Origin of the sequence: Psychrobacter sp. TB15, assembly GCF_000511655.1 — a bacterium.
Classification (GTDB): Bacteria; Pseudomonadota; Gammaproteobacteria; order Pseudomonadales; family Moraxellaceae; genus Psychrobacter; species Psychrobacter submarinus.
In genome coordinates this window covers 151,461-166,127 of sequence record NZ_AYXN01000015.1, presented here as the reverse complement: position 1 = coordinate 166,127, position 14,667 = coordinate 151,461, and the positions used below count along the sequence as shown (strand labels likewise).

At 44.3% G+C, this 14,667-nt stretch carries 13 protein-coding genes and 1 pseudogene; 7 read left to right on the top strand and 7 right to left on the bottom strand.

Translation table 11 applies throughout. The features are described 5' to 3' along the window. Window positions 1–132: 132 nt before the first annotated feature. From ccmC to ccmE, 3 genes are all read left to right on the top strand, one after another. Window positions 133–921, top strand: coding sequence for a heme ABC transporter permease CcmC (gene ccmC, locus W234_RS0103530; RefSeq protein WP_025644795.1), 789 nt, complete (start codon window positions 133–135; stop codon window positions 919–921). Window positions 922–1,033: 112 nt separating this feature from the next. Then, window positions 1,034–1,249 carry a heme exporter protein CcmD gene (gene ccmD / locus W234_RS0103525; RefSeq protein ID WP_025644793.1) on the top strand — a complete coding sequence of 72 codons (216 nt, stop codon included), beginning with the start codon at window positions 1,034–1,036 and terminating at the stop codon, window positions 1,247–1,249. Window positions 1,250–1,605: 356 nt separating this feature from the next. Further along, window positions 1,606–2,106 (top strand): cytochrome c maturation protein CcmE, encoded by a 501-nt coding sequence (gene ccmE / locus W234_RS0103520; protein WP_025644791.1) that lies wholly within the window; start codon window positions 1,606–1,608, stop codon window positions 2,104–2,106. A gap of 139 nt (window positions 2,107–2,245) precedes the next feature. Here the strand turns inward: ccmE and W234_RS0103515 are convergent, their stop codons facing one another. The 7 genes from W234_RS0103515 to W234_RS0103485 form a co-directional block, all read right to left on the bottom strand. Beyond that, window positions 2,246–3,094 carry an aldo/keto reductase gene (locus W234_RS0103515; protein ID WP_025644789.1) on the bottom strand — a complete coding sequence of 283 codons (849 nt, stop codon included), beginning with the start codon at window positions 3,092–3,094 and terminating at the stop codon, window positions 2,246–2,248. A gap of 464 nt (window positions 3,095–3,558) precedes the next feature. Further along, window positions 3,559–4,512: a MetQ/NlpA family ABC transporter substrate-binding protein gene (locus tag W234_RS0103510; RefSeq protein ID WP_025644787.1), complete on the bottom strand. Its 954-nt coding sequence runs from the start codon at window positions 4,510–4,512 to the stop codon at window positions 3,559–3,561. A 319-nt stretch (window positions 4,513–4,831) separates the two neighbouring features. Continuing rightward, complete coding sequence (locus W234_RS0103505) at window positions 4,832–5,518, bottom strand: methionine ABC transporter permease (RefSeq protein ID WP_025644785.1); 687 nt, start codon at window positions 5,516–5,518, stop codon at window positions 4,832–4,834. Window positions 5,519–5,548: 30 nt separating this feature from the next. Continuing rightward, on the bottom strand, window positions 5,549–6,319 hold the full coding sequence (locus W234_RS0103500; RefSeq protein WP_025644783.1) for a methionine ABC transporter ATP-binding protein: 771 nt from the start codon (window positions 6,317–6,319) through the stop codon (window positions 5,549–5,551). A 192-nt stretch (window positions 6,320–6,511) separates the two neighbouring features. After that, window positions 6,512–8,641, bottom strand: a complete 2,130-nt coding sequence (locus W234_RS0103495) for an ATP-binding protein (protein ID WP_025644781.1) — start codon at window positions 8,639–8,641, stop codon at window positions 6,512–6,514. 80 nt (window positions 8,642–8,721) lie between these two features. Beyond that, on the bottom strand, window positions 8,722–9,441 hold the full coding sequence (locus tag W234_RS0103490) for a response regulator transcription factor (protein ID WP_025644780.1): 720 nt from the start codon (window positions 9,439–9,441) through the stop codon (window positions 8,722–8,724). 440 nt (window positions 9,442–9,881) lie between these two features. After that, a complete protein-coding gene (locus W234_RS0103485; protein WP_025644778.1) occupies window positions 9,882–11,267 on the bottom strand; it encodes an efflux RND transporter periplasmic adaptor subunit in 1,386 nt (461 codons plus the stop codon). A 420-nt stretch (window positions 11,268–11,687) separates the two neighbouring features. Here W234_RS0103485 and pilG point away from each other — a divergent pair, with 420 nt between their 5' ends. From pilG to W234_RS0103465, 4 genes and pseudogenes are all read left to right on the top strand, one after another. Beyond that, the gene (pilG, locus tag W234_RS0103480) at window positions 11,688–12,065 is read left to right on the top strand and encodes a twitching motility response regulator PilG (protein ID WP_025644776.1); all 378 of its coding nucleotides are present in this window, start codon (window positions 11,688–11,690) and stop codon (window positions 12,063–12,065) included. 90 nt (window positions 12,066–12,155) lie between these two features. Then, entirely contained in the window at window positions 12,156–12,518 is a 363-nt protein-coding gene (locus tag W234_RS0103475) for a response regulator (RefSeq protein WP_025644774.1), read from the top strand. 3 nt (window positions 12,519–12,521) lie between these two features. After that, entirely contained in the window at window positions 12,522–13,052 is a 531-nt protein-coding gene (locus W234_RS0103470) for a chemotaxis protein CheW (RefSeq protein WP_025644772.1), read from the top strand. A 513-nt stretch (window positions 13,053–13,565) separates the two neighbouring features. Beyond that, window positions 13,566–14,615: pseudogene (locus W234_RS0103465) on the top strand (methyl-accepting chemotaxis protein); the annotation flags it as partial. Between the last annotated feature and the right edge of the window lie 52 nt (window positions 14,616–14,667).

Sequence of the window (14,667 nt, the reverse complement as noted above, 5' to 3'; positions counted from 1 at the left end):
CAAAAAACGACTATAAACAAGGCGTTAGTGATAATGACTAGCTTATCGTTGCTAGTTTATCTTACTAGCTTTGTTAATGATTACTCTCTCATAAGCCTGCTTCATTTACTTGCTATGTAATAGGTCTAATCCATGCCCAACCTCAACAATGTCTCATCGCCAAATGTGTGGCAGCGCCTTTGGCAAGGTTTTTTGATTACTGTAGGGACTAAGCAGTTCTTTCGTATCTTTTCGCCTTGGGTGAAGTGGCTTAGTATTTTGGCGGCTATTTGTCTGGCTATAGGCAGTATTTGGGGTTTGGCCTTTGCGCCGCCTGATTATCTGCAAGGTAATAGCTACCGAATTATTTTTATTCATGTTCCTGCTGCCAGCCTTGCGATCTCCATCTATTTTGCCCTAGCGGTATTAGGGGTGATCTTTATGGTGTGGAAGATAAAGACGGCAAGCTTAGTGGCGCAAGCACTCGCGCCTTTTGGGTTTTTGTTGTGCGTGATTAGTTTACTTACTGGCTCAATTTGGGCCAAGCCCACTTGGGGCACTTACTGGGTGTGGGACGCGCGTCTGACCTCGATGCTGATTTTGGCGTTTTTGTACGCAGGGGTAATGGCGTTATTTGCTGCGTTTGAGCATACCTCTAATCGCGGTAAAGCCGCCGCCATTTTATCCATCGTCGGCGCGGTGAATCTGCCGATAATCAAGTACTCAGTGGAGTGGTGGAATACGCTACATCAAGGCGCGACCTTTACGCTGACCGAAGCGCCAAAAATGTCAGCAGACATGTGGCTGCCATTGCTGCTCATGGTGATAGGGAGCTATTTATTAGTAGCAGCGCTTGCGATCTATCGGACCAATACCCTAATCTTAAACCGCGATCAAAGCAAAGCTTGGGTCAAAGAATACATCCGCAATCAACGTAAATAGTAGCAACTTAAATAGTAACAACGTTAATAATATCAAAATGTTCTGAGTGTTTTAGCATCGCGCTATTGTAGTTTACGTTTTAAAGTACCTTGAAAGTACATTAGGAGAACAAATGCAGCCTTACTTTTATAGCCTCTCGGAGTTTTTTGCTATGGGTGAGCATGGCGTTTTTGTTTGGTCTTGCTGGGCGATTACTGTTGGCCTAGTTTTGGCTTTTATTTTCTATAGCCGCGCGCAAAGAAAGACGCTACTAAAACAGTTAACTATTCAACAAGCGCGTCAGGCGCAGCGCCATTCTAGTAAGCCGCCTAGCGCTGCGACCAAATAAAATGTCTGCCAGCGCTTCTTAATACTTCTCAGAATTCCTTAGGACTGTATAGTCCCTTTAGTGACAGTAGTTTCCCAATGATTAGGTTTGACCGCAGCAGTTTACTCAGGTTTTATCGGTTTTATTGATTTGTACCAGCTACGCTACCATATAAACGTTATAAAGCTACTATAGTTAGCTCAAAATAAAGTTGTTATAAATTTGAACGCGCTACTACTGGTATAAATTTTACTTGCGTGCTGTTATCTTTCGATGCTGCTTAAAATTCATCCCAGCAGCGCTATGACATTTTTATAGTGAATAGACTACAGTAAGATTTACTGCGCAAAATAGCTATTTTATAAAAGAGGTAAGATATGAACGCCGTTCGACGTAAAAAGCTTATGTGGGTTATGTTTACGCTAGCAGGTGCGGCTATCGCTGTGGTGCTCGTCATCTATGCTATCGGACAGCAAACAGATTATTATTTTGATCCGACTGCGATTGCTCAAGGTGAAGCGCCGCAAAATAAGCGTATTCGCGCAGGTGGTATGGTCGTCGCCGGTAGCGTACAACGTGCTCCTGATGACCCTTTAAGTGTGCAGTTCGCTATCACGGATTTTGCAGAGACGGTTCCGGTCACTTATCAAGGTATCTTGCCAGACTTATTCGCTGAAAATTCAGGCGTTGTCGCTACGGGCAAAATGCAAGGCGAAACCTTTGTCGCCGGTGAGGTCTTGGCTAAGCACGATGAAAATTATATGCCTGTTGAGGTGGCGGAGTCTTTAAAAGAAAATAATCGTAAGGGTCTGGCTCCTGCCTCTGAGCAGTACAATCCTGCTGAGCCTATCCATAAAACGGAAACGTTACAGCAGTAAAAACGGCTATTAAAAACTTAGATATTAAAAGCTCAGTTCGCTGCAATAAGAAAGCCACCAATACTTATATCGGTGGCTTTTTTGCGTTCAAGGGTTTTATTTTCAAGAGTAATTAGTCTATTGAAAAAAGCCTCTAAAATCAGTCGTCCCATTGTGGTGAGTAGTCAGGATGCTCGATTTTACGGCCATCGCTACGGGCCAACTTGCCGATCTGCTCTAACTCATCAGCACTGAGCTCGATCTTAGTGGCGTCTAAGTTACCTTGCAGATGCTCAGGGTTAGAGGTCTTAGGAATAGCGACGCGATCTTTATCTGAGAGTATCCAAGCCAATGAGACTTGCGCTGGCGTGGCATTATGGTTATCAGCGATTTTTTGAATCACTTCATTATCGAACACATCACCGCGCGCTAGGGGCGAGTAAGCTTCTAACAAAATATGATGATTATTCAAAAAGGTCTGCAAGCTGTCTTGCTTAATAAACGGATGAAACTCAACTTGATTGACGACGATTGGCACATCAGCGTGTTTTTTTGCCTCTACTATGTTGGCAATATTAAAGTTAGAGACGCCAATATGACGAGTCAGACCTTGTTTTTGTAGCTCGCACAGTGCAGGAATGGTCTCAGATAAAGGCACACGGTCATCTGGCCAGTGCAATAGCAGCAAATCTACATAATCCGTATCTAAATCTTTTAGCGATTGCTCGGCGGCGGCTTTTAGCTTCTCAGGTTCAAACTTCATATCATCTGGGAAGATCTTAGTGGTCAAAAAGAACTTATCACGAGCCACGCCTGATTGCTTGATACCTTCACCGACCTGCTTTTCATTACCGTAAGCTTGCGCCGTGTCTATGTGCTCATAGCCCATCTGCAGCGCTTTGCTGACGACTTCAACACAGTCGTTACCTGTAGATTGCCAAGTCCCTAGTCCTAATACTGGAATGTTAGCTTGTCCTGCCGTGCGAATAGTATAGTTTTTTGTGCTCATATTATTATCCTTGTTGCCAAAAATGTTTATCCACTATAAAAAAAAGCGACTCTAAGCGAAAGGGCAGCTGACGCTTTTCTACAAAGTACGAACAGCTTGTAACGTCTCTTAAAGTCTAGAACCGAATTGGCATAGCGACATAGATAATAATGAGTCTTTGTATTTACAAATCCTTACTCGTAAAAGGGTTTTATATTTGTACATATAAATTTTGAGATCATATAAACCGCGATTTACCGGAAAATGAATCAAGAGCTAGGCATCAAAAAAACGCCCACTACTAGAGTAGTGAGCGCTGCTCATGTTATCTGCTTGAAACAAAATTGTTTACATATGAATGTGCTACTGATGCAAATTTTACCTGCGTGCTGCTATTTTTTGATGCTGCGTCAAATTCATTCAAGTAGCGCTACGATACTCTTAAAGCAATTGAACGGTAGTCATTCCAAAATAAAATGCTTAACTTACTCAGCAGCAACTTTACCAGTAGCAGACGCCGTACCAGCAGTCGCGGTCACTTCGTTGCCATTAGCATCCCAGATCTTTGGATATTTATAGCCTGGGAAAGAGTCATGCGCGTACGCTTTGAAAGCTTCAGAGTTATAAGCATTCGTGACATCTTTCACCCACTTTTTATCAGCGTCAGCTGACTTAATCGCTGACCAGTTGACATAGTTAAAGCTTGGCTCTTGGAATAACGCTTCAGTCAGCTCGATACCAGCATCGGTTGCATAGTTGCCATTGATAACGGCAAAGTCCACTTCATCGCGCGCGCGTGGCAGCTGCGCCGCTTCTAATTCAACGATATTGATATCGTATTTGCTATTATCAGCGATATCTGTTTTGGCTGCGGTTAGCGGATCGATATTGTCTTTTAGGGTAATCCAGCCCAGATCATCCATCATCACTAGCGCACGAGCGAAGTTACTTGGATCGTTTGGCGCTGAGACGCTCATACCCTTATAAGCGTCTTGTAGGTCACTCTTTTTACCCGAATAAATTCCTAGCGGCGCGGTTGGCACCTGAAAGACTTCGATCAAATCTAGGTCGTTTTCAGTCTTAAAGGTATCGAGATAAGGCTTATGCTGAAAGATATTGATATCTAAGTCGCCATCAGCCAAGGCTAAGTTCGGACGGACATAGTCGGTAAAGGTAATGAGCTCAACCTCATAGCCTTGCGCTTCAAGTGAGCCTTTAACTTGGTTACGTACCATGTCAGCGAAGTCGCCTTCGGTGGTACCAATGGTGATTTTGCTGTGCTCAGGATCGATATCGGTCGCCGCTGCAGTCTCGTTAGTTGGCGCTTCTTTGGTCGCTTCTGGCGCTGAGGAGTTATTACAGCCGACTAATACAAGGCCTGAGACGCCGACAGTGGCAAGTCCAAGCGCTAATTGGCGGCTGATATCTGTTAATTTCATAAATTATCCTTAATAAAAATGCATTAGGGGTCACGGCTTGTCCATCAGTCATTAAAAAAATGATTAGAATAGAGTCTGTTGGGTATTCACAATCAAGCAATGCTGCTAAATAACCTGTGCATAAAAAGAGCACAAAAGTAACTTTAGTACCTTATAAAGTCAAGCGTTTTGCTTATGAGTAATCTGCATCAAAGGTGGCGTATTATTCATAAGCTTGTGCTCAGCAGTGAGAGTCGATAACTCCTTTTTATCAACGTCTTATTAGCACTAGCGTTGGCCATAAACGTTGATCATAGTGCTTTGACAAAAAAGGCTAAGACTAGCGCTTATCTAAACGCGTCGCCAGCCAATTACCAAAGGCTTGAATTGAGATGACCATGACAGAGAGCATGATGACGATAAACACCATGACTTCGGTCTGATAGCGATAGTAACCGTAACGAATGGCTAAGTCGCCCAAGCCGCCGCCGCCAATCATACCAGCCGCTGCAGAAAAGGAGAGGAGGCTGATACACAAAATAGTCACTGATAATACGATACCTGAGCGTGCCTCATTAAGGAGCACTTTGATGATGGTAAAGGGCCGAGCGCCCATAGATTCGGTGGCTTCAATGATTCCGCGCGGGACTTCGCGCAGGTTTTGTTCTACCAAGCGCGCAAAATAAAAGGAGCCGGCGATAGCTAGTACCAAGGAAGCGGCAATCGGACCGATACCGGTACCGACAATAGCTTTGGTAACAGGGCTCATCGCAATCATCAAAATTACGAACGGAAAAGCGCGCATAAAGTTCGTGACGCCGCCGAGCACTCCGTATAATGCTTTGTTTTGTAAAAACTGCCGGTCACTCGATAAAAATAAAAATACGCCGAAGAGTCCACCGATAGTCACCGCCGCGGTGGTAGAGATACCAAGCATAATAAAAGTATCAAGGGTTGCCTGCCAGATCTCTTTTTTTAGAGCCAGTAACTTATCAATCGAGGCGGATAATTCAGCACCAGTCAACATATCTATTTCTCTTGCTTTATTAGGTTATCGCTAATCTTCGTGGACTAAGCCTTGGCCTATCGGAGTGGTGGCTTGAATCAGACCGTCTCGGACTTGAGCAACTTCAAGTAGCTGTCCTTCGTGCAGGAGAGCGGCACGATCGCACAATCTACGAATGACGCTCATCTCGTGAGTGACAATGACAATAGTCACCCCAAGCTGCTGATTAATATCACGCAGGCAGGTGAGTAAGCTGCGGGTAGTAGCAGGGTCGAGTGCACTGGTAGGCTCATCAGCAAGCAATACTTTAGGGCTCGGAGCAATCGCGCGGGCGATACCGACACGCTGCTTTTGGCCGCCTGAGAGCTGCGCAGGGTAATGACTGGCGCGGTCGGTGAGATCGACAATGGCTAAGCACTCCATGACGCGTTTGTGAATATCACGACTAGGATACCCTGATACTGTTAGATTAAATGCCACATTGTCAAAGACCGTACGATTCGACATTAGATTAAACTGCTGAAAGATCATCCCAATGTTATGACGAGCGATACGTAAATCGCTCGCCGTTAAAGTGGTCAAATCCGTACCATCAATGATGACCTGTCCATTATCGGGACGCTCTAGCATATTGATTAGGCGTAGTAGGGTTGATTTGCCCGCGCCAGAATAGCCCATGAGACCGAAGATCTCACCTTGTTTGACCGTCAAAGAGGTCGGCTTCACAGCAGTAAACCAATGTGCCTTACCATCGGCCCCTTTTATGGAGCGGTCGCTCATAAAGCTTTTGGTCACATCATTTAGGACGATCATGTCACTCATGGAATGCTCAAAATTTGATAGAGAATAAAGTAAATAAGGACTAGCGTTAACGATAGAATAAGGGGCGGTAATATAGCATAATATTGAGTGATATGGCACAGGCAATTGTCAATCGTGCAGTACAAATACGAGGAATCATGCAAGGGGACGACAAGCCGCGGCAAGTGCTGCCAGGCTCATAACCTCTTATGATCAGCGCTTGATGTTAAGCTGTACGCTTTGACTGTCTTTATAGCTATAATGCGGATCATGCTTGACCGGTATCACCACCAAAAAACGAGTGTGCCCGTTGATAGTATCTGTCAAAATACGGCCTTGATGCGCGTTAACGATTTGTGAGACTAGCGATAGCCCTAAGCCTGAGCCTTTCTTCTTTTGCTGCAAACGTACAAAAGGGCTGAAAATCTCTTCGCGCTTATCTTCAGGGATACCCGAGCCCTCATCAATCACCGCGAGAACGGCATATTTAGGTGCAGGGCGCACAGGCTCTGCTTTGGCTTTTTTGAGGTGTTTTTTGAATAAGCCTTCTTTTTTTGGAGTGGTCGTTGTCTCGCTCTTACGCTCATCAGTATCTGTTTTTACGTCTGCCTTATCGTTATCATCCGCTATTCTTAGTGCGCTATCGTTAGCAACTAATTCAGTAGAATCATGGCTAAGCGGCATAGGTTGACTGACACCTTTCTTGACACTGGTCTCACCATTAGCTAAAAGTGTCTTAGAGGCGGCTTGCCAAGTTGCATTTTGCATATGATCTATCTGCTCAGCTGTGATCTGCGCGGAGCAAGAGAGATAAACGCTATCGATAATAGACGAGTGCGCTGATACTGATGTTTGTTTGAGACTTTGTGTCAAAGCGTCTGTTGCCTCGTTAGTGGCTATGTCAGCGCCGCCGTTATGGTCTATAGACAGCTCATCATTGATAGGATTAATGCCGATACTCTCACCATTACGATAAATAGGTGGCAGAGGTGCAGGCGTATCTTTCTCTGCCGAGTTACTAAAAGTATGGTCGTCAACAGGCGAGCTCATAAAACGATCAAGCTCATTACCTAGGGGCTGATTGGAGTTATCTAACGTCTCATAATCCTTGTCGTCCAAGCTATCATAATCAGCAAAGCTACTATTGAGTACCGATTGCAGCAGATAGTCAGGTACGTTGCCTGCCTCTTCGATCTGCTGCACGCCATATAAAAACACGGTAACAGGAGGCACGCCGTGGAGCATCGCATTATTAAGTAAGTTACGGATCAGGTGAGTCAGCATCGCCGATTGACCATCGATAATTAAGTGTTCACCAATTAGCGTAGCTTCAGAATAGTGCTGGCGCTCCTGATTGATTAAATCATACAGATCTAGACGCTCAACTTGCTGCAGCACATGACCGGCGTCCAAGCGGCTGACTAATAAGATACTCTCCACCAAATCATTAAGACCTGATAGGTCGCGATTGATAGCTTGCGCGCGTTTATCAAATTTGGTTTTGATGTCATTTGGCATCGCGCTTGCTAGCATATCCATCATCTCGATCTGCAAACGGATACGGGTAATAGGGGTGCGCAGCTCATGCGAAGCGTGAGCTAAGAGTAAGTTATTAGCATTGATAAGATGCTCAATCTTTTGCGCCGCTTGATTGAAGCCATGCGCGAGTGAAGCAATCTCATCATTGCCGCGAGCATTGACCCGAACGCTAAAGTCGCCGTCACCCAATTGAATCATTTGCTGGCTTAACTGATTGATTCGCCAAGTCATGGTCCGGGCAATCCACCAAAGAACGCCCGCCATAATCATTAGCAGCAGCAGTGTACCAGTAAAGAGGTTAAGGACGGCAGAAAGTACGGGTTTTTTGGGTGGTAAGCGCGACTCATATAATAGGGTATAGCCTGTGCTACTGTAGACTTGCGCTTGCTGGTTGGGCGGAGTATCGGCAAAGGAGGGAAAAACACGAGTCATCAAAGAGGGTTCTTCAGGTAGCAGCAAGGGCAGATCGCTATTGTCCGTCTGCATCAGTAGATGACCGTCGTTGTCATATAAGCCCATCTTCGCTTGCAGGGACTCATCAAAGATATCGAAGCTTTTTTTGACCACCGCTAGCATAAAGCGAGCTTGCAGGCGATTATCTTTGCTGACAGCGACATTCAAATCGTTCAAAAAAGGATCTATCTGCCCAAGAATTTGTGTCGCTAAGACTTCTGAGCGGATGCCTGCATCTTTATCGTACACCAGCTGCGTCAACAGCACCATAGCGACTGCAAATAAGGTAAGTGCCAGCATGACACTGGCAAATAACTTGGCAAAAACAGAACGAAAACCGAGCTGCTGCATTAAAGAGTCTCTACTATCAGGCAAGTATGTATCCTAAGTGTATAGCTATTGGCATACTAGGCATACGTATACTAAGCATATCATACCTGATCAGTGGCAAATTGATAACCAACGCCGCGTACCGTAATGATGCGTTTTGGCTGACGCGGGTTGTCTTCGATTAACGCTCGCAGACGCGAGATATGTACATCAATGGCGCGGTCAATATTGTCTGAGCTATCATCGTTAGGCATCGCTTGCCAGAGCTGCTCGCGGTTCAATACTTTGCCTGAATGAGTGGCAAAATAATGCAATAGTTGAAACTGATGCGTCGTCAAGCGTACCGGCTGATCGTCGATAGTGACTTCATGGCTATCAGGAAAGACGCTCAAACGGCCAAAGGTTAAGCTGTCTGATTGACTATCTGCTTGGTTTGGTTGCTCATGGCGACGAATCACTGCACGAATACGAGCCAACAGCTCACGTGGCTCAAATGGCTTAGCGATATAATCATCAGCACCCATCTCAAGTCCTAAGACGCGGTCAGTCGTATCTCCTTTGGCAGTAAGCATGATAATAGGCACCTTATTGGTGATATTACTATTACTGCGGATTCTTTGACAGACTTGCATACCATCCATGTCCGGCAGCATAAGATCAAGCACAACCAAATCAATATCGCGCTCTTTGGTGTCTAAAATATCTAACCCTTCTTGACCAAGACCGGCATGATGGACATCGTAATAGTTCATTGTTAGATAGTCGCTAATAAGCTCAGCCAAATCTGGATCATCTTCAATCAATAAAATTTGCTTACTCATGGTTCATCTCCTAAAAATACTCTCAGTGATAGATGCTTAATATAGATATTGCCATCATTTTAATAAGTACTCTTTTATAAGGGCTACGTCATTATTATTTATAGTCAGCTCTTTCGTACCTTTTGATTCAGCGCTATTATTAAAGACAACGCTTTACGCTTAACCTTTAATGGCTAATATTTTGAAACTGATATTTTATACCTAAGGTTTTGCACTTAGTGTTTTTACCTAAGCTTCATATCCAATCATCAGTTTGCCAAAAAAGCACCTGAGCAAACAAGACGCGCTTTGTTAATATTTCTACACAATGTAACTGTCTATTTAAAACTGCAGCTTTACTAAAGCATTAAGGAGTCAAAACGGCGTCAACGAAGCGGCTTCAATCAGTGACAGATCTGTCACTGAAAGCTGCAAGATCAAAAAAATCTGCATTGGTAACGTTAAGAGATAACCACTTTTTTACCTGCAGATTCCACTGGTAAATCGGCTAAACAAATCAAGCTATCATTGTTAACCCCAGCAATCAGGTACTGTTCTGTGTCTGGATTGTATTCGATGATCTCGACAGGCTGGCGAGTCAAGCGCTGATCCTGCTTGACGATCCAAACGTTTGCAGTAAGCGGTGTTATGGGCTGATAAGGAGGCCGTTTTAAAGCGCTCAGATCAGCATCGTGTATAGCGAGCTCAGGGACGATAGTACCTACCGCTATTTGACCATAATTAACGCGGCCTGTAGCAATCATACCTGCCTTAAGACTACCTTCGCGGCTGGCATCGTTCTTTAATACTTGTACATGAACTTTTAGTTTATTTGGGTTATCGCCAACGCTCAGCTTACTGATTTGGCCGGTATATTTTCTAGGATGGCTTTGAGTACTGAAATTGACGTTCTGACCGACAGAAAGCTGTGGTTCAGCTTGAATAGGCAGGGTTGCAATAAACTGCAAATGAGTGTCATCTGCTAAAGATAACAGCAGCGTACCAGCTGCAAGCTTATCGCCACTAGCTACCGGCAGCGTCGTCACTCGTCCAGCAAAACTGGCCCGAACGATAATAGCAGCGTTTTGTGCTGTTGTTTGTGTGCTCGGCTGCGACTCTGGTTGTTTTTCTCTTTCTGTAGCAGGGGTAGGGGCAGATTGCGGGTTGGCTTGCTTCGCGCCTTGTTCGCTAGCAGTCTCGTTACTTAATCCAAGGTTTGACTCAACGTTTGGCGATTGAGCAGTGTCAGCAAGCTTAGTTTTAGGTTCTTTTACAGCAGGTTTCTGCGCTGGTTGGCCATCAGTGTTACCGCGACTTGTTGCTTTGTCGCCCGACGAGTCAGTAATGTTTTCAGTGGTATTTGCAATGATACTGTCATTTATATTGTCGCTTAGCTTCTTATCTGCATTTACACTATCGTCAGCTTGCTTCTTAGCTTCGTTATTACGAGGCAGTGATCCAGCGCTGCCAGCAATGTTATTGTCATCGATATCCTGTAGCGCCAAGATAAATAGGGGCGTACCTTCTTCTACCCATTGACCTTGTTGAACCAGCACCTGTTGTACAGTGACTGCTTTGGCAGTGACAAACTTTGATTGTTTAATAGGTTCTATCTCGCCTTGTAGGCCAAGGCTTGGCTGATAACGAGAGGACTTAAGGTTTAAAATACTATCAGCAGATAAGGTAACGGTATCGTCATTGACTATAAAAGATAAGTTTGCGTCCTCGCTCATCGGCTCACTTTGCGCGATCGCCGATTGACTCGTATCTTCGGGCGGCTGACAGGCTGTCATTAGCAATATACTGATAAATAAAGCAGTATTTTTGTGATAAGAAAAACGTATCATATCAGTCACCGTTGACAGCAAATAGCTAAGTTAAAAGGAATATAGAGCCATATTTTAGGCTAAAGTGTCTAAAAAGTGACTTGGGCGGTTTTATTAATTGCAATTCAATCTTGTATTGTTAATACTTTGTTTAGTATATTATTAAAATAATGATAACTTTCGTCTTATATAGGTAACTTATCTTACACACTTATAGTAATACAGTTAGGTTGCCGTCATATTACAACAGTTGGTTTTGGATAAATGTATGAATGTTATACAGTTGATATGACTCTAATTATAAAAAAAATAACAAAGTAGATAATAATAGCAGCATAATAAGGCAAAATATCAGCTATTTATAGTACCCTTTATAGCATCTTAGCTATAACTAGAGTCTAAGCTATAGATAGTAATTTTAAAGTTTATAGGATAGTAATGATGGACAGTAATTTTGAAGGGCTAACCGTCATGGTGATTGATGACTCAAAAACCATGCGTCGTACCGCAGAGACCTTGCTAAAAAAAGCAGGCTGCGAGGTGATTACCGCTATTGATGGCTTTGATGCGTTAGCAAAAATTGTAGATAACAATCCAGATATTATCTTTGTTGATATTATGATGCCGCGTTTAGATGGTTATCAGACTTGTGCTTTGATAAAGAACAACCCTAATTATGCTGATAAGCCCGTCATTATGCTGTCGTCTAAAGATGGCTTATTTGACAAAGCTCGCGGGCGTATCGTTGGCTCTGATGAGTATTTGACGAAGCCATTTAGTAAAGATGAGCTATTTGAAGCTATCAGTCATTATCGCTAATTGCTTTTGGGTTTTATAGATTATACTCCCACTCATTTTGGCAAATTTTTATAACAGATCCTACGGATACTCATTACAAAGGAAGCAATCATGACCACTGTTTTAGTCATTGATGACTCGCCGTCTGAGATGGCAAAATTTCGCGATATATTGGCTAAAAATAACTTTCAAGTTATAGAGGCTACTAATGGTATCGAAGGCTATCAGATGGCTACCGAGCATGTACCAGATGTGATTTTGATGGATGTCGTCATGCCTGAGATGAATGGTTTTCAGGCCACTCGTAAAATCACTCGCGATCGTACGACCAAGCATATACCAGTAGTCATTATCAGCACCAAAAGTCAAGAAACAGACAGAGTATGGGGTAAGCGTCAAGGCGCAACCGAGTATCTGACCAAGCCTATCAACGAGCTTGAGCTTATGCGCATTATTCGTAAAGTTATGGAGTAAGTTGTGGCTTCTAGAGGGTTTATTGAGCTATTGCGTCTGGCTGATTTGGCTAATTCGCGCAGCAGCGGTCGTCAGGGTAGAAAAGACTATGACTGGCGCGGGGTGGTGTTTGAGAGTAGTGGTCAGCGTTTGGTGGCGCCTCTAGGTGAGGTGGCGGAGATACTGACGATGCCTGAATACACTAGCATGCCGTTAGTTCAGCCTTGGCTACTCGGTATTGCCAATGTACGTGGACGATTGTTACCACTGACAGATTTGGCAAAGTTCTTACAGACACCAAGCAGCTCAGCTCAAGACAGCTCAAGAAAGGTATTGGTCATCGATCATCATACGGTATTCTCCGGTCTCATTGTCGATAAAGTCTTAGGCATTGAGCAGTTCACCCAAGATCAATACCGGCCAGAAGCTCTGCCTAGTGATTCAGCTTTTGCACCTTATAATCATGGTAAGTTTCACAAAGATGAAAAAGATTGGTTTGTTTTTATGCCAAGCTTACTGGCGCAAGATAAGCGCTATATAGATGCCGCCATATAAGTGTGGTTGCAAGTTTTAACCGTTAAAGCTTGCGGCTATCGTTTTTGGAGTACGCTCGTTATATTAAATATTAACAGCGAGATAAATAGAGCAAAGAGTGGATTCAGCACGCACAATGAGTCAATTCAGTCATGATATAACTTAGACCACGGTTTGAAAGGAATAAGCACGATGAGTGATGTTATAAAAAGTCCTAATACTGGTGCCAGTAACCAAACACCAGCTGTAAAAGAAGCTGCAAGCAAGTGGAGAGTTGTATTAGCCGTTTTTGCTTTAGTGAGTGTGGCCTGTTTGATATGGCTTGTCAGCTCACTGGCCTCAATCAGCCAATATGTGACTGATTTTAATCAGCTGATATCTTTGCCTGCTATTATCTTTATAGTCGCGCTAATCGGGGCAGCTTACGCTTTGTCACGGCTGCTTAAAGAACGAAGTGCCAATGAGCGCTTATTGATTGAGCAAGAAACGCTGCGTCGTCGCCAAGAGGCCAACGTCGAATCAGAACGCTCAAGTCAGATTCAAGAAGAAAACGAGCGTAACCAGCTGGCTATTTTGCGCTTACTTGATGAGCTCGCCGACTTGGCAGATGGTGACCTTACAGTGAATGCTACGGTATCAGAGGATTTTACAGGGGCGATTGCTGACTCTGTTAACTTTGCCATCGAGCAGTTACGTGAGCTGGTATTGGTTATTAATGAGACGGCGGACCGAGTCACAAACTCTACCGAACAAACTCAGGTTAACGCCGTCGAGTTGGTGGAGGCTTCTGAAAACCAAACGCAAGAGATTGCCAGTGTCTCTAAAGCGATTAACGAGATGACCATCTCAATTGACCAAGTTTCTAACAACGCTACTGAGTCGGCGAATGTTGCCCAGCGCTCGGTTGCGATTGCTCATAATGGTGCAGAGGTCGTTCAGCGTTCGATAGAAGGTATGAACGTCATTCGTGATCAGATTCAAGAAACCTCTAAGCGTATTAAGCGTCTAGGTGAGTCCTCGCAAGAGATTGGGGATATCGTTAGCTTGATTAACGATATTGCTGATCAAACTAACGTTCTGGCATTGAACGCCGCTATTCAGGCATCGATGGCAGGGGAGGCTGGTCGAGGCTTCGCGGTCGTTGCTGATGAAGTACAGCGTCTAGCAGAGCGCTCAGCCAACGCCACCAAACAGATCAAAACTTTGGTAAATACCATCCAGGCCGATACCAGTGAAGCGGTGACTTCAATGGAGTCAACGACCTCTGAGGTCGTCCGCGGTGCTCGCTTAGCCAAAGATGCAGGTGAGGCCCTAGAAGAGGTGCAACAGGTATCGAATACTTTGGCCGATCTAATTGAGAGTATCTCAAACACTGCACAGCAGCAGGCCGCATCTGCCGGTCAGATCTCTAATACCATGACGATTATTCAAGGCATTACCTCACAAACCTCTTCAGGTACGATGGCAACCGCGCGCTCAGTCGGTGAGCTAAATGAGATGGCAGCCGCCTTGCAAGAGTCAGTGACTGGTTTCAAAGTCTCTAATGATGAAGAGCATTTTGAGGATGTCGAAGAGATTGTCTAGTGCCTTGACCTTAAAGGGCAATACAGGCATTTGGTATCTAGACCACTACTGA

What these genes read in the sequence shown, in the direction of transcription:
- ccmC (WP_025644795.1), top strand. Translation starts at nt 133, where the DNA reads ATGCCCAACCTCAACAATGTCTCATCGCCAAATGTGTGGCAGCGCCTT.
- ccmD (WP_025644793.1), top strand. Translation starts at nt 1,034, where the DNA reads ATGCAGCCTTACTTTTATAGCCTCTCGGAGTTTTTTGCTATGGGTGAG.
- ccmE (WP_025644791.1), top strand. Translation starts at nt 1,606, where the DNA reads ATGAACGCCGTTCGACGTAAAAAGCTTATGTGGGTTATGTTTACGCTA.
- W234_RS0103515 (WP_025644789.1), bottom strand. Translation starts at nt 3,094, where the DNA reads ATGAGCACAAAAAACTATACTATTCGCACGGCAGGACAAGCTAACATT.
- W234_RS0103510 (WP_025644787.1), bottom strand. Translation starts at nt 4,512, where the DNA reads ATGAAATTAACAGATATCAGCCGCCAATTAGCGCTTGGACTTGCCACT.
- W234_RS0103505 (WP_025644785.1), bottom strand. Translation starts at nt 5,518, where the DNA reads ATGTTGACTGGTGCTGAATTATCCGCCTCGATTGATAAGTTACTGGCT.
- W234_RS0103500 (WP_025644783.1), bottom strand. Translation starts at nt 6,319, where the DNA reads ATGAGTGACATGATCGTCCTAAATGATGTGACCAAAAGCTTTATGAGC.
- W234_RS0103495 (WP_025644781.1), bottom strand. Translation starts at nt 8,641, where the DNA reads ATGCAGCAGCTCGGTTTTCGTTCTGTTTTTGCCAAGTTATTTGCCAGT.
- W234_RS0103490 (WP_025644780.1), bottom strand. Translation starts at nt 9,441, where the DNA reads ATGAGTAAGCAAATTTTATTGATTGAAGATGATCCAGATTTGGCTGAG.
- W234_RS0103485 (WP_025644778.1), bottom strand. Translation starts at nt 11,267, where the DNA reads ATGATACGTTTTTCTTATCACAAAAATACTGCTTTATTTATCAGTATA.
- pilG (WP_025644776.1), top strand. Translation starts at nt 11,688, where the DNA reads ATGGACAGTAATTTTGAAGGGCTAACCGTCATGGTGATTGATGACTCA.
- W234_RS0103475 (WP_025644774.1), top strand. Translation starts at nt 12,156, where the DNA reads ATGACCACTGTTTTAGTCATTGATGACTCGCCGTCTGAGATGGCAAAA.